Origin of the sequence: Clostridium tetanomorphum (assembly GCF_017873215.1) — a bacterium.
Taxonomy (GTDB): Bacteria; Bacillota; Clostridia; order Clostridiales; family Clostridiaceae; genus Clostridium_AO; species Clostridium_AO tetanomorphum.
In genome coordinates this window covers 293,175-308,414 of the sequence record NZ_JAGGKA010000001.1, presented here as the reverse complement: position 1 = coordinate 308,414, position 15,240 = coordinate 293,175, and the positions used below count along the sequence as shown (strand labels likewise).

Here is a 15,240-nt window from a genome sequence, read left to right as displayed (position 1 = left end):
AGTTGTATTAATTGTATCTAAATTGTAAAAATTAAATACATGGAATTTCTATACTAACTTTTGTTTCCTGTTCAATCTTACTTTCTATATATATATTTCCACCATGTTTTTCTACTATAGCCTTAACTATAGGAAGCCCTAATCCATTCCCACCTTTTTTTCTAGACACCTTTTTATTTATTCTATAAAAAGGTTGGAATATATTTTCCAACTCTTCTTTAGGTATTCCATCCCCTCTATCTTTTATATTTATAACTATTTTACTATGCTTTTTTACTCCTTCTACTTCTATTATGGAATTTACATAACCATACTTTATACTGTTATCAATTAAATTTATGAATATTTCCTTCAGCTTGTCCTCATCACCATTCACCCATAAATCTTCTTCTATATTATTAACTATTTGTATATTATATCTTTTCCCTCTAATGCTCATTTCTTCACAAGTAATCTTTAATAACTTTGAGATATGTACTTTAGTAAAATTATAATTAAAATCTCCGGTAGTATTTTTAGAAAGCTCTAAAAGCTCTATTACCATTCTATTTAATCTTTTGCTTTCACTTATTATATGACTTACACCTTTTTTAAAAAAATTTTCATCTTCAAATCCATTTTTTTCTATAATTTCTGCATATCCTAATATAGTAGTTATAGGAGTTTTTAATTCATGTGTCACATTATCAAAAAATGCTTTTCTGCTCATTTCAAGATTTCTTAATGTATCCCTATCTTTTTCTATAGTTAATATTTGATTTTTGATTTTATCTACCATATATTTAAAATTTAAAGCCAATTCTCCTATCTCATCTCCTGAATTTTTTTTAAATTTCACGTTAAAATTTCCTCTACTAACTTCTTTAGAAGCTTCTGTTAATTCTGTAATAGGTTTTGTAATGCGTTTTGAAATTATAAATGAAAGAATAAGTATTACTAAAAATAAAATAATACCTATAATTTTAATAGTGTTTACTATATGATTGCTTTTTCCATATAGTTCTGTATATTCTTTACAATATCCAATAAGTCCTAATCTTTCACTTTTAAAATATACAGGATAACATAAATTAACCACTACTTTATCTTTTATTTTATTAATGGAATAAGATGTTTTGCCCTCTAAAGCTAATTTTAACTCTTTATTATCACTTTTTATTTCATTATTATCATAGGTCTTCCATAAAAGTTCCCCCTTATCTGAATAAAGAATAACTTCATCTCCTACCTTATAACTTAATTCTTCTACAATATTTTTTCCATCTATTTTAAATACAGATTTACTAGGCTCAATATTGTTTAAAACAAAATATTGTTTCAAATACATATCTATATCTTTTCTTCCTTGAATCATTTCATTTTTTATAATAAATTCATTGTTTTTATTAATTATTTTCTCTGTTGAATAAATAAGTAAAGTAATTCCTATTAAAAATACAAAGGAAAAACTTACAAGTATTTTATATCTTATTGATAATTTCATTAGTACACCCCATTAAAAAATTTATCCTTTACTATATACTTTATTATTTGTGCTTTATCAGCTAAAATTTAGTTTATATCCTACACCAAAAACTGTCTCTATAATGGAATAATTTTTAGTTCTATCTAACTTCTTTCTTAATCTTTGCACATGTATATCTACAGTTCTAGTGTCTCCTATATATTCAAATCCCCATACACTATCTAGTAATTGTGCTCTTGAAAAAACTTTTCCTTTGTTCTCCGATAGAAATAATATTAGATCAAATTCTTTAGGTGTTAAATCTACAGCCTCACCATTCTTTAATACTTTCCTCTCATCTTTATATATGTGTATATATTTTTGAATAGTAATTACATCTTCACTTTTATTCTCAACAGTTTCTTTAGTAAGTTCAATTCTTCTAAAAATAGACTTTATCCTAACTATTACTTCTCTCATATCAAAAGGCTTAGTTATATAGTCATCGGCTCCTAATTCCATTCCAAGTATTTTATCTGTTATATCGCACTTTGCAGTTATTATTATTATAGGTATGTTAAAAGTATTTGTAACTTTTTTACATATATCAAATCCATTAATATCTGGTAGCATAAGATCTAAAATAATTAAATTAGGTTTGAAATCTTCTAAGGCTTTAATTCCTTCTTCTCCATTATCATAACACTTAACTATATATCCTTCTTTGCTTAAAGAATAAGACATAAAATCTGATATAGCTATTTCATCCTCAATTATAAGAATTTTTTTATTTACCATAATTCTTCCCCCCATATATAAACGTAAATATCCTTAAATTCACATATTAAAAAAGAGATCTAAATTAATTGATCTCTTTAATTATAAGATATTTTATTTATTTTTACCCTTTTTTTTATTTTTGCCACCATTATTTCCTACTTTATTGCTATTATTTTTTTCTTTATTCTTTTTTCTTCCTCTATACATAGAAAGTTGAAGAGCAAAAATAAATGCTGCTACAAAAAATATTCTTGCTATAAATCCAGACACATTTCCTTTACTTAAATCTGTAAAATATCCCCATATAGCTGCTACTCCCATTGCAGCTAAGGTACTTAATATAATATTTTTCATAAGTATTCCTCCAAATTTTCAGCTTATACTTTTACTATTAGTAATATTATATATTGTTATGCACTAATTCCACAAGAGTACATTAATTTACATACCTTTTCCATTCATATTTTACAGATTAAATATTATTTACTAAATGTTTAATGAAAATTTTCTTAAGTTGTAGTAAAATAGTAAGGTATTTAAATTTACTTATATATTGGGGGTAATAGAAATGGCTAGAACTATTGGAACAGAAGTTAAAGGTATAAGAGCACCAATAGTAAAAGAAGGTGATGATTTAATCCAAATTGTGGTTGATTCTGTAATTAACTCCTCAAAAGAGGAAGGATATTCACTAAAAGATGGAGATGTTATTGGGGTTACAGAATCACTAGTAGCTAGAGCACAGGGAAATTATGTAACAATAGATCAAATTGCTTTTGAGCTTAAGAATAAATTTAAAGAGGACATTGGTGTGGTATTTCCTATTCTAAGTAGAAATAGATTTTCTATAATATTAAAAGCTATTGCAAAAACTGAAAGAAAGATTCACCTGCTATTAAGCTATCCTTCTGATGAAGTGGGAAATCATCTTATGGATATAGATAAAATGGATGAACTAAATATAGATCCTTACAAAGATGTATTGACAGAAGAGGATTACAGAAAGCTATTTGGTGAGACTGTAAAACATAAGTTTACAGGCATAGATTATATAAAAATGTATAAAGACTTAGCTTATAATGATAATATTTCAGTTTATCTTGCTAATGATCCTAGAACAATACTTAAATATACAAAAGAAGTGTTAACTGCAGATATTCATACTAGAAAAAGAACTAAAAGACTATTAAAAAATGCTGGTGCTGAAACTGTTTATGGATTAGATGAGATTTGTACATCCCCTATAAATGGTAGTGGATATAATCCTAATTATGGTCTATTAGGTTCAAATAAATCTACTGAAGAAAAAATCAAACTTTTCCCTAGAGATTGTCAAACAGTAGTAGAACAAATCCAAGATAAATTAAAAAAATTAACAAACAAAAATATAGAAGTTATGATTTATGGAGATGGAGCTTTTAAAGACCCTGTAGGTAAGATATGGGAATTAGCAGATCCTGTAGTTTCTCCTGGATTTACTGCTGGTCTTAGAGGAACACCTAATGAGCTTAAACTTAAGTATTTAGCTGATAATGATTTAAAAGACTTAAATGGAATTAATGCTATTGAAGCTATGAAAGAAAAAATCAAAAATAAAAATTCTAATCTAGTAGGTACTATGGAAACTCAAGGAACCACTCCAAGACAATTAACAGATCTTTTAGGTAGTCTTTGTGATTTAACTAGTGGAAGTGGGGATAAAGGAACTCCTATAGTCCTTATACAAGGATATTTTGATAACTACGCAACAGAATAGTGTATTAAACTAAAACTCCATGCATTGCATGGAGTTTTAGTTTAATACACTATTAGCATTACCTATCTGAAAATTAAGAAGGTAAAGCATTGGTGATGGTAAAGCTGGGTAACATTGTATAAAAATTAGTTGATATATAGACTAACTTTATGTATAATGTTCTTTGCCTATATAATGCAATTTAGTTAATTAATAATTTATAAAAAGGACAATGAATTCTGAGTGTAAATATATATCTATACTTATAACAACAGGATTTTAAAAAGATTGGAGAATGATAATATGGATAGGCAAAAACAATTAGGTACAGATAATATAAAATCTCTTTTATTTAAATTTTCAATACCTGCTATAATTGGAATGATGGTAAATGCTTTTTATAATATTGTTGATAGAATATTTATAGGACATATTCCTAAAGTAGGTTCTTTAGCAATTACTGGTGTAGGTCTTACTTTACCAATAATGACTATTATAATGGCCTTTGGAATGCTTATAGGAATTGGTTCTGGTGCTTTAATTTCTATTAGACTTGGACAACAAAGAAAAGATGAAGCAGAAAAAATCCTAGGAAATGCCTTTGTTCTTCTTTGTATTGTTACTATAACTATAAGTATTATTGGTCTTATACTGATAAACCCTCTTTTAAAATCTTTTGGTGCTAGTAGTGATACTTTTATATACGCTAAAGAATATATAACCATAATACTTATAGGTGCAATAACCAATTCTCTAGGATTTGGATTAAATAATATTATAAGATCAGAAGGAAACCCTAAAATGGCAATGTGTACAATGCTTTTAGGTGCCATACTTAATACCTTATTAGATCCTTTTTTTATTTTTACATTAAATATGGGAATAAAAGGTGCTGCTCTTGCTACAGTTATATCTCAGACAGCTAATACAATATGGGTATTACGTTATTTTACAGGAAATAAAAGTAGCTTAAAATTAAAACTAGTAAACTTTAAACTAAATAAAAAAATATTCATAGGTATAGTTTCTATTGGTATGTCTCCATTTTGTATGCAGCTTGCAGCTAGTGTAGTTAATGTAATATCTAACAATGCTTTAAAAACTTATGGAGGAGATTTAGCTATAGGAGCTATGACAGTTATAAATAGTACATGTTTAGTATTTTTGATGCCTATATTTGGTATTAATCAAGGTTCACAGCCTTTAATTGGATATAATTATGGTGCTAAAAAATATACAAGAGTAAAAGATACTGTTAAATATGCTATATTTGCAGCATCAGTAATTTCTTTATTAGGTTTCATTGCAGTACAAGCTTTTCCTGAAGCTATTATAAATATGTTTAATAAAGATTCTGCTCTAATAGAAGTTGGTTCTAAAGGAATAAGAATTTTCCTAGCTATGCTTCCAGTGGTAGGATTTCAAATAATAAGCTCAAACTATTTTGAAGCTATTGGTAAAGCCAAAATTTCTGCATTCTTAAGTTTATTAAGACAAGTTATTTTATTAATACCTTTACTTTTAATTTTACCTAAGTATTTAGGCCTTATTGGAATTTGGCTAGCAGGTCCTATTTCTGATGGCTTATCAGCCTTAATTACAGGCTTTTTCTTAGTAAAAGACATTAGACGTTTAAATAACAATAATAAAATTACTAAGGAACAATGTGCTTAAAATTTGACCAATATTTTAAAGGGCTGTCGCACTAAGAATAAAGCTCATAACATATTGTATTTGTTATTGATTTACAAAGCAATATATTGTATGTAAATTTCTTAATGCAACAACCACTATTTATCTACTATTAATACTTTATTACTTTTTAAGGTCTTTTCCCATCTTTCTACATAATCTCCTGTAGCCCATTCTGACATAACCACACTTTCACCTTCATGCAATGGTATCTTCTTTATCTGTTTACTTCCTAACTGTCCATTTCTAATTTCATACACATATATGAAATTTGCACTTATAATTATAGCAATATCTTTATTAGGAGAAGTATATGCGTCCTTAGCATCTGGCACCCTCCCTTTTACATCATTCCAAGATAAAGAAAAACTATCGTAATTTAATATTTTTGAGGGTGGTACAATATTTATGTTAAAGTCTCCATAAGCCAAATCCTCATTACTATTACTATTTAATCTTCCTTTCATAATCCAATGGCCGTTTTTCCTAACTAATGTGAAACTTTCCTCTTTTGGCTCTTTTTCTAATCTTTTAACTAAATCCTTATTTTGTGAAGATAAAAAAGCATAAGCAGAATTTTTTAAAGCATTTTTACCATTTTCTCCAGCTACATCAGATATTTTTATTCCTTTTCCTTCTACTACATTATCCATTGGCAACACTTGTAAGAAACTTTTTCCCTCATTATCTGAAAAATTGGAGGATATTTTATATTCTGTTGCTACATAGTCGTTTCCTACAAATAGTATTCTCCTAGACACTTTATCATTAGTATACATTCTAATGTCTATTTTTTCATTACCAATAGGAAATGCGAAGATATTATCTATTGCATATTTTGAATTATCATTTTGCCTATCTATACCTAGCCACCAAAAACCACTCATTCTAGGCACAAATAAATCCGGAGTTTCTAATACTGGATGAAGCTCCCTGTTTTTAGATGCAATCCATAAAGTTCTATAAAATATAGTTCTATTTTCATAAATTTCCCCTAAAGAATTCTTATAATTTAAAGGGGCTACTGATCTCAATCCAATTAAGACTCCTGATCTTAAGGTAGTGTCATGTTTTGATAAATTCATTTTTTTTGTTTCTTCTAATTTGTTTATATTCTTTTTATTTAATACATCTTCAGTTTTATCAGAAACCTTTTTTAGATAATAAAACACCTTATCTGAATATACTAATAGTTCTTCCTCATTTAATTTTATAAAATCATAAAATAACTTTCCTTCTGAAGTAATAGATACCACTTCTAACTTTTCAGTATCTATATCCAACTCCTTCAAATTTACTTTATAAGTATAAAAAAAATAATATTTAGCATCTACTTCTCTTATCTTATATTGAGGATTTTGGCACACCTCTTCATTAAATACTGCATATCTTCTATTAAAAGCAGCCTTTTTACCTAAAGCATTTTCCGGTTTATTCTCTTCATCATAATATTTATTACTTCCTGAATTGATTATTTTATATTTTTCTATTTCCCATACACCATTTATTGGTATAAGTTTGTTTTTTGGTGATACTATTTTATCTGTTACACTAAAATTTTGTAAAGAACATCCTTGGAAAATTGTTAGTGGAATAATAAATATCATAATAAAAGATAAAATAATAACTACTCCTCTTTTTTTCATATCCTATCTCCTAATAATTTCTATGAATTAGGTAATTTAATATAAACTGTTGTTCCCACATTTAATTCACTTTCTATATTAAAAAAACCATTGTGCATTTTAATTATTTCATCACATATAGATAATCCTATACCATTTTGTGATTTACTACTTTTTCCTTTATAGAATTTCTCTTTTACCTTCGGTAAATCTTCTTTGCTAATTCCTGTTCCATTATCTTTAATTAAAATAACTAAATAATTATCTTCTCTTTGGACTTTTAATAAAACTTTTCTTTCTCCATCATCTTTTAAAAATTTAAAAGCATTATCCAAAATATTTATTAATACCTGCTTTATTCTATTACTATCTATAAATATTTGGGATATATCATAATTATACTCTACTATAAAATCTATTTTTTCTCTCTTGGCACGAGGACCTAAATATTTTTCTATATAATCAATAATACATTTTAAATCTACCTTTTCTTTTTTTATAGTAACCTTTCCTGAAATTAGTTTAGAAAAATCTAACAGCTCCTCTACCATTGATGAAAGTCTATCACTTTCATTTTCTATTATTTTAAGTCCATCTCTTATTAAATTTTCATCATCTAAATTATCTGTGTTTAACGTAATTGCCCATCCTTTAATTGCTGTAAGTGGGGTTCTTAACTCATGAGATACTGATGATATAAATTCATTTTTCAACTGATCTTTTTTTAGTATTTCTTCTGCCATATAATTTAATGTATCTGAAAGTTTTCCTATTTCATCATCAACTACTTTGTTGTTTCTTACCTTTAAATCTCCATTAGCCATCTTCTCTGCAGTGTTAGTTAACTGTTTTATAGGTCCTATTATGCTATTTGCTAAAAAAATACTAAATATGCCTACTATAATTATTACTATAGTTCCTATTGTTAAAAATAACAAAGAAACTTTTCTCACTGCTCTATCTACTTCTTTAAGTGAACTTATATATCTTAGCACTCCTACAATGTTTCCATCCGATTTCAATGGATATGCTATAGCCATAACCCTAGCATCATCATAATCTACATTTCCAATCCATTTTCCTTTCTCTCCATTTAAAGCCTTTTTAAAATCATTTGTATTAATAGCCTCCTTTGGTTTTATTCCAATAGAATCCATTAATACTTTTCCATCTTTATTTATAATTTGTACTTGAGCCTGAGTTTGTTTCCAAAATACATCTACATTATCCATTACATTTTCTTCTAAAGAGTTATTAGAAAAATATCTATAATAAAAATCTGATGAAATCATTATTTGATTTGATAAAATCTCTTCAGCGTTATTATAATAATATCTCTTAATAAAATTTATCAATATAATCTCAAAAGCCATTACACTAGTTACTATAATAAGCATGAAATTTGTTAACAATCTTTTCTTTATACTTTTCATAGTTGCTCCTATCTAATTTTAAGATTTTCTCCATCTATATCCTCTTCCCCATACAGTTTCTATATAAATTGGATGAGATGGATTATCTTCTATCTTAGCTCTTAACCTACGAACATTTACATCCACTATTTTAGAATCACCTATGAAGTTATATCCCCAAACTATATCTAAAAGCTCATCTCTACTAAAAGCCTTTCCTTCATTTTCAACAAATATTTTCATCAATAAGTATTCCTTAGGTGTTACATCTATTTCTTCATCATTTTTATATACCTTTTGAGAATAAGTATCTATTTTAAATGGTTGACTATATAAGGTATCTTCTTTTTCATTTTGTGGTAATTCCATCCTACGAAGAAGTGCCTTTACTCTAAGAATTAATTCTGATGGATTAAATGGTTTTATTACATAATCATCAGCTCCAAATTCTAGTCCCATTATCTTATCCATATCCTGAGACCTAGCTGTAAGCATTATTATACCCATATTAGAAAATTCTTTTCTTAAAATTTCACAAACTTTAAAACCGTCTATACCAGGTAACATAACATCTAATATAGCTATATCAGGCTTTTCTAATTTTGCCTTTCTTACACCTTCTTCTCCCGACTCTGCTTCTATAACCCTAAACTCATTTCTTTCAAAATTTATTTTTAAAAAGCTTCTTATACTCATTTCATCTTCAACTAATAATATCTTATTCATATGAATCCCACCCTATAATATAATTGTTTGTCAACAATATGATTCGATTATATTCTATCACTAAAGCTTAAAATATTCATTACAAAGAAATTACAAAATTTCTCTCATAGAAAACTATGTTATAATTTATAAATAATATGAGAATAATTTAAATATTTACAATTAAAATTTTTTAGGAGGCGTATTTATGGAAAAAAACAATTTAAAATCTAGAGAAGAAATGGATTCCATGTATAAATGGCAAATAGAAAAAATCTATGCTAGTATTGCAGATTGGGAAAATGACTTTAATAAACTAAAGGAAATAGTTCCCAACATTACTAAATATGAAGGCAAATTGCATATTGGTCAGAATTTATTATCCTATTATAAATTATATGAAGAAATCTTAAGACTTGGAGAAAAACTTGCTGTATTTGCTCATTGTAGATCTGATGAAGATACAACAAATACAACTTTTCAAAGCTTAAAATCTAAAATAGATACCTTTTTCCCTGTAATATTAGCAAATACATCTTTCTTTATACCTGAAATACTTTCTATACCTAAAAATGAACTTTTAGAAGAAATACAAAAAGTAGAGGAATTAAAAATATATACTTTCTTAATAGAAGACATTTTAAATTTAAAGCCTCATACTTTGAGTAAGGAAGAAGAAAATATAATGGCTTCTGTTTCAGAATGTCTTGAATCTCCTGGAAATATATATAGTATGTTATCTAATGCAGATATTACTTTCCCTAAAATAAAAGATGAGAATGATGAAGAAATAGAACTTACAGATAAAAATTATTCTGTTTATATTTCTTCTAAAGATAGAAGAGTTAGAGAAATTGCCTTTAAAGCCTTATTTAATACCTATAATAAATATAAAAACACCTTTGCAATTTCTCTTACCTCTTCTATAAAAAACTTTATATTTAACTCAAAAATTAGAAAATTTAATTCTTCCTTAGAAAGTTCTTTAAAACCTAATAATATTCCTATAGAAGTTTATAATAAAACTATAGAAACCATAAATAATAACTTATCTTCTCTTCACAGATACGTAAATTTAAAGAAGAAATTATTAAAACTTGATGAAATGCACATGTATGATTTATATGTTCCTATTGTATCAACACCTAATGTTCATATAGAATTTAATGAAGCTATAAAAATTGTTGAAAATGTACTTAACCCTTTAGGCCCTGAATACTTAAGTATTTTTAGAGAAGGAATTGAAAATGGCTGGATAGATATTTTTGAAAATAGAGGTAAACGAGGGGGAGCCTATTCATCTGGTTCCTACGATACAATGCCTTATATACTCTTAAACTACAATTACAAATTAAATGATGTATCCACATTAGCTCACGAAATGGGTCACTCTATCCACAGTTATTATTCCAAAAAATATCAACCTTATATATATTCAAATTATACTTTATTTTGTGCAGAAGTAGCTTCTACTACAAATGAATGCCTTTTGATAAATCATTTAATAAATATAGAGAAAGATAAAAACAAAAAATTATACTTTATAAATCAACAGTTAGAACAAATACGAACTACAGTTTTTAGGCAAGTTATGTTTGCAGAATTTGAAAAATCAACTCATGAAAAACTAGAAAATGGGATTCCTCTAACTAGTGAAGATTTATGTAATATATGGCATGAACTAAATGTAAAATATTTTGGAAAAGACATAGTTATAGATAAAGAAATAGATATAGAATGGGCTAGAATTCCTCATTTCTATTCTGATTTTTATGTTTATCAATATGCTACAGGTTACGCTGCCGCTAATTCCTTTGCCAATAAAATATTAAATGGTGAAGACAAAGCTTTAGAAAAATATCTAGGATTTCTAAAAAGTGGTGGTAGCGATTATCCTATTAACATACTTAAAAAAGCTGGAGTAGACATGACAACCTCTAAGCCAATAGAAGATACTATTAAAAGATTTGATGAACTATTAAATATGATGGAAAACACAATCTAAAAATTAAGAATTATGGGACTGTGACATTAAGAAATTTACATACAATATATTGCTTTGTAAATTAATAACAAATACAATATGTTGTGACCTTTATTCTTAGTGCGGCAGCCCCATATAATGATTTTTGTATATCAAAAATTATTTAACTACTTATTATTTATCAATGTTATTACTTCTTCTAAAGGTAAAGTTTCCTGATTTCCAGTTTTCATATTTTTAAGAGTTACTTTATTTTCTTTTACTTCATCAGGTCCTATTAATATTACAAAAGGTATGTTTAATTTATCTGCATATCCAAATTTCTTACCTACTTTAGCATCCTCTGAGTACATTTCTGCAATTATTCCATTTTCTCTAAGCTTACTAGCAACCTTAATTGACTCTTCTATAAGGTTATCCATAGGAATTATCAATACCTGTGAAAGAGTTGATGATGCATTTTCTCCTATGATTTTTGCTTCTCTTAATTGGTAAAACAATCTAGTTAATCCAATAGATATACCTACTCCTGGTAACTTTTGTTCAGTATAATATTCTGCAAGATTATCATATCTTCCACCAGAACATACACTTCCTATTTTGGGATAATCATCTAAAATAGTTTCATATACTGTTCCTGTATAATAATCTAATCCTCTTGCTATAGTTAAATCTATATTAAAGTTCTTTTCTGGAACATTGAAACATCTTATATAATTAACAACCTGAGTAAGTTCTTCTAATCCTTCTTTAAATATTTCATTTTCTATTCCTAAATTCTTTAAAGAAGCTAATATTTCATCATTTTTACCCTTTATGCTAATGAACTCCATTATTCTTTCTACTACTAAGTCTTCAAGTCCTAAATTCTTAAGCTCTTCAATTACAGCTCCTCTACCTATTTTATCTAATTTATCTATGGTTCTTAAAATATCCACTTTATTTGTAACATTTAAAGATTCAAAGAATCCATTTAAAACTTTTCTGTTATTTATATGAATTGTAAAAGATTCAAATCCAAGATCTTTAAAAGTATTATATATAACTGTTGGAATTTCAGCATCATTTATAATGCTTAGCTTTCCATTTCCTATAATATCTATATCACATTGATAAAATTCTCTAAAACGTCCCTTTTGATTTCTTTCCCCTCTATAAACCTTAGCAATATGATATCTTCTAAAAGGGAAAGTTAAATCTGAGAAATGTTGAGATACATATCTTGCTAGAGGCACTGTTAAATCAAATCTTAAAGAAAGATCTGTGTCTCCTTTCATAAATCTATATATTTGCTTCTCAGTTTCTCCGCCGCCCTTTGCTAAAAGTATTTCTGATTTTTCTATAGCTGGAGTATCTAATGGTATAAATCCAAACTTTTCATAATTATGTCTTATAGTATCCATCATTTTATTAAAAACTAATTGGTCTGATGGAAGTAATTCCATAAAACCTGGTAATATTGATGGTTTTACAATATCCTTACTCATATATATCCCTCCGTTGCTTTAGTATGATAAATTATTAATATTTTAACTTAATTTAATACCAATTTCAAATATTTTCTAATGAATTATATCCCTTTAGCTTAATATTATAACATAGAATTTTTTTTATGAATAGTAAAGCATGTCTAATTTACCAATAGATAAATCAAACATGCTAATATAATTGAGCAACATTATTATTGTTGTTCCATTAAATTGTATTGTGTTTTTATTTCATTTTAGCATATTGTAAAATAGCTTCTTTGATTTTATTTGAAAAATATTCTGTAGTTCCTTCCTGATTTCTTCTATAACTTGAACTTCCATATGAATTATTATTCTTTCCTTTGGCTTTTGTTAAAATATCAGTAGCTGAAGCTTTAACATCCATTATTATATATGGAAAAGCTGGGTCAATATTTTCCTTTCTTATTCTATTGGAATCCTTGGAATACTGTAGAAATTTATTCATATCTGCAACCAACAAGTTATATTTTTCTTTATATTTACTAATGTCTAAACTTCCCATATTATTCTTATTAACCTTTTGTCTTTGAAGCTCACTTTCCAACTCCTTAGCTTTTAATAAAGTATTTAAGGCGTAGTATTTTATCATAAAATCATTTTTTTTAAATTCTTCTAACTTCTTATTACTATCATTTTTAAAAAATTCTCCAAAATCACAACTAAATTTTTCGTTCAAAGGTTTAACTTTAATATATTGATAGTATATTTTTTTATGCAGTTCTTTTCCCTTAACAAAATCATCATCTACATAAGATTTTAATTTATAATATGTATCTGCATCACTTAAATATTGTATTAACTCTTTAAATTTAGGATGAAGCTCCTTTAGAGAATTATCAACTTTATCAAAACGCGGTTCTGTTGAATAATAACTAAAAGCCTCTTCTAATTCCTTCTTGTTAAATTCTAAAAGAATACCATTATAAAGATTATCATTTTTGTCTCTCTTAAATTCTTCTGTATCTCCAAACTTTAAAAAATAATATTCTAAAGACTCCTGTAATTTTCCAGTAATAAATGTATCTAAGGTTGCATAAGCTTTATACTTCTCATTATACTTTTCATCTGTTTTTTCTGAAATTACTTTATTTTTTATAGTTAATTTTTTTTCTTTATATTCACAAGAAGTAGTAATAAAAGATACACCCATACACATTAATATAGCTAATGCAATTTTTCTAAACATAATATCACCTTAATCTACTACTTTCGTGTTAATCATATTATTATAAGAATCAACCATGTTAGATACTATTCTGCTAAATTCATGTAAAAGAGCATTTTTTCCACCTGTTGTAACCTTTCCTTTTGTGGTACTGTTTATAGTGGTATCTTTTGTTTTTAAAACTTCCATAATGTCTGTAGCAGTAACTTTTACTCTTTTTACATCACTACTAAAGGTTGGTATAATAGCAATCTTCTCTTTTTTTCTTCTCTCATCATCCTTGGAATATTCAATAAACTTATTTATATCTTCTGTTAACAAATCATATTTTTCTTTATATTTATTAACATCATAATTTAAAATATTGTTATCATTAATTTTTGCCTTATAAAAAGACATTTCTATATCCTGTGCCCTATTTAAAATACTCATTGCATAGTATCTTATCATCATATCATTTTTCTTTAGCTTATCTAAATCTTCCTTTTTCTTTTGTTCAGTTATAGTATCAAAACTAGTAAAAAACTTTTCTGCTAAAGCATCGTATTCTTTATACTGAGCACATACTTTTTTATGTAATTCTTTACCTTTAGCAAATTTATCATCTATAAAACCTTTTGATTTGTAGTAACTTTGTATTTCCCCTAAAGTATTCATTAGTTCTTTCATTTTTGGATGTAATACTTTTATCTTAGCATCAGTTTCTCCATATGAAGGCTTTTTTGAAGCATATTCTAAAGCCTTATCTAAATCATTTTTATGCGCATCTAAAATAGGTACTCCATTAAATCCATCAAAACCTTTTTTTATTATAATTTCATTTTCAATTCCAAACTTATTAAAATAAGTAGCCAAGGCAGTATCTAGCCATCCAGTCATATAATTGCTTAGTGTAACATAATTATTATATTTTTTTGTATCTTCTTGTGAACTCACAGCTTTTGATTTATCAGCTGAACCACAAGAAGTTAATAATAAACACATTGCCACACAAATTGAAATACTTGATAAAATTTTCTTTAACACTATTTTTCCTCCCTAATCATGTAATTCTAATATTGGATTAATTTTCACCATAGATTTATCGTAAATTTTCTTTTCCCCTTCATCCTTTAGTTTAATTTATTTTTTAATAATACTATAATTTTTTCATTTTTACCCCCATTAAAATAACAAAAAACTATTTA

The 15,240-nt window shown here is 26.5% G+C and carries 12 protein-coding genes; 3 read left to right on the top strand and 9 right to left on the bottom strand.

From position 1 onward, the window contains the following. Positions 1–31: 31 nt before the first annotated feature. The 3 genes from J2Z24_RS01565 to J2Z24_RS01555 all read right to left on the bottom strand — a co-directional run bounded on the left by J2Z24_RS01565 (position 32) and on the right by J2Z24_RS01555 (position 2,578). Complete coding sequence (locus J2Z24_RS01565; RefSeq protein ID WP_035150253.1) at positions 32–1,483, bottom strand: HAMP domain-containing sensor histidine kinase; 1,452 nt, start codon at positions 1,481–1,483, stop codon at positions 32–34. Positions 1,484–1,540: 57 nt separating this feature from the next. Continuing rightward, positions 1,541–2,242: a response regulator transcription factor gene (locus tag J2Z24_RS01560; protein WP_035150250.1), complete on the bottom strand. Its 702-nt coding sequence runs from the start codon at positions 2,240–2,242 to the stop codon at positions 1,541–1,543. Positions 2,243–2,335: 93 nt separating this feature from the next. After that, positions 2,336–2,578, bottom strand: a complete 243-nt coding sequence (locus tag J2Z24_RS01555) for a hypothetical protein (RefSeq protein WP_035150248.1) — start codon at positions 2,576–2,578, stop codon at positions 2,336–2,338. Positions 2,579–2,792: 214 nt separating this feature from the next. Here J2Z24_RS01555 and J2Z24_RS01550 point away from each other — a divergent pair, with 214 nt between their 5' ends. Then, the gene (locus J2Z24_RS01550; protein ID WP_035150246.1) at positions 2,793–3,980 is read left to right on the top strand and encodes a coenzyme F420-0:L-glutamate ligase; all 1,188 of its coding nucleotides are present in this window, start codon (positions 2,793–2,795) and stop codon (positions 3,978–3,980) included. Positions 3,981–4,262: 282 nt separating this feature from the next. Continuing rightward, on the top strand, positions 4,263–5,633 hold the full coding sequence (locus J2Z24_RS01545; RefSeq protein ID WP_035150244.1) for an MATE family efflux transporter: 1,371 nt from the start codon (positions 4,263–4,265) through the stop codon (positions 5,631–5,633). 116 nt (positions 5,634–5,749) lie between these two features. Here J2Z24_RS01545 and J2Z24_RS01540 read toward each other — a convergent pair whose 3' ends face one another. From J2Z24_RS01540 to J2Z24_RS01530, 3 genes are read right to left on the bottom strand one after another with little or no spacing between them, the layout of a single operon-like run. Continuing rightward, positions 5,750–7,297, bottom strand: coding sequence for a hypothetical protein (locus J2Z24_RS01540; RefSeq protein WP_035150242.1), 1,548 nt, complete (start codon positions 7,295–7,297; stop codon positions 5,750–5,752). A gap of 20 nt (positions 7,298–7,317) precedes the next feature. Then, positions 7,318–8,709, bottom strand: coding sequence for a sensor histidine kinase (locus tag J2Z24_RS01535; RefSeq protein ID WP_035150240.1), 1,392 nt, complete (start codon positions 8,707–8,709; stop codon positions 7,318–7,320). Positions 8,710–8,727: 18 nt separating this feature from the next. Continuing rightward, positions 8,728–9,414: a response regulator transcription factor gene (locus J2Z24_RS01530; protein ID WP_035150238.1), complete on the bottom strand. Its 687-nt coding sequence runs from the start codon at positions 9,412–9,414 to the stop codon at positions 8,728–8,730. 187 nt (positions 9,415–9,601) lie between these two features. Between J2Z24_RS01530 and pepF the strand changes: the two genes are divergently transcribed. After that, positions 9,602–11,398 carry an oligoendopeptidase F gene (pepF, locus tag J2Z24_RS01525; protein WP_035150236.1) on the top strand — a complete coding sequence of 599 codons (1,797 nt, stop codon included), beginning with the start codon at positions 9,602–9,604 and terminating at the stop codon, positions 11,396–11,398. Between the two features lie 146 nt (positions 11,399–11,544). Here pepF and hisS read toward each other — a convergent pair whose 3' ends face one another. The 3 genes from hisS to J2Z24_RS01510 form a co-directional block, all read right to left on the bottom strand. Continuing rightward, on the bottom strand, positions 11,545–12,864 hold the full coding sequence (gene hisS, locus J2Z24_RS01520) for a histidine--tRNA ligase (RefSeq protein WP_035150234.1): 1,320 nt from the start codon (positions 12,862–12,864) through the stop codon (positions 11,545–11,547). A gap of 226 nt (positions 12,865–13,090) precedes the next feature. Next, positions 13,091–14,074, bottom strand: a complete 984-nt coding sequence (locus tag J2Z24_RS01515; RefSeq protein WP_035150231.1) for a YiiG family protein — start codon at positions 14,072–14,074, stop codon at positions 13,091–13,093. 9 nt (positions 14,075–14,083) lie between these two features. Continuing rightward, the gene (locus tag J2Z24_RS01510; protein ID WP_035150228.1) at positions 14,084–15,079 is read right to left on the bottom strand and encodes a YiiG family protein; all 996 of its coding nucleotides are present in this window, start codon (positions 15,077–15,079) and stop codon (positions 14,084–14,086) included. Positions 15,080–15,240 lie beyond the last annotated feature (161 nt).